Annotated in this window: 1 protein-coding gene; it reads left to right on the forward strand. The window is 69.9% G+C overall.

The features are described from left to right. The coding region (locus tag IG99_RS43480) for an alkaline phosphatase family protein (RefSeq protein ID WP_037684567.1) at positions 1-807 on the forward strand (807 nt) is incomplete at both ends.

Below are 807 nucleotides of genomic sequence, written 5' to 3' on the forward strand. Positions count from 1 at the left end.
CAGCAGTACATCGTCAACAAGCGGCACGGGCTGCTCACGGCTGTGCCGCGTCCAAGCACCCCTCAGCTGGCGGACTGGACCACGCGGGCGCGCGCCGACCTGCTGTACCCCACCCAAGCCAACGCCCAGCGCCCGGCGGACTCCCCGATCCCGGACGCCGCGCACGCCGGCCACAGCCCGATCAAGCACGTGATGCTTGTGGTCCGGGAGAACCGCACCTTCGACCAGGTCTTCGGTGACCTGCACCGCCCCGGCGCGGACGTCCAGCCCGCCTACACCGAATTCGGCGCCAAGGACGCCCAAGGGCGCACCCTCACCCCGAACGCCCACCGGTTGGCCGACCGGTTCGGGCTCTCGCAGAACTTCTACAGCGACGGCGAAGCGAGCATCCAGGGTCACCACTGGACCGCCGAGGGGGTCTCCAGCGACTACACCGAGAAGAGCTACCTGCACTACTACTCCAACCGCAACCACCCGTACGACCCGACCGCCCCGATCGTCTACCCCCGGTGCGGGTCGGTGTTCCAACAGCTGGCCGCCCAGGGCAAGAGCTTCCACAACTTCGGTGAGATGGTCGGCCTGGCCACCTCCCAGGCGCCGACCGTCCGGCCGGCACCCGGCGCCCGCTGCGCCACCCCCGGAGGGGTCCACGACGGGCAGTCAGCGGCGAGCTTCTCCAACACCCTGGGTGCCAACCTGTCACTGACCTCGGTGCCGGACACGGCCAAGGAGCAGGACATCGAGAAGGAGCTCGCCCCGCTGGTGGCCGCCGACCGGCTGCCGCAGTTCATGTACGCCGTGCTGGGC

This window comes from Streptomyces griseus subsp. griseus, assembly GCF_000720255.1.
In the GTDB taxonomy this organism is placed as follows: Bacteria; Actinomycetota; Actinomycetes; order Streptomycetales; family Streptomycetaceae; genus Streptomyces; species Streptomyces griseus_I.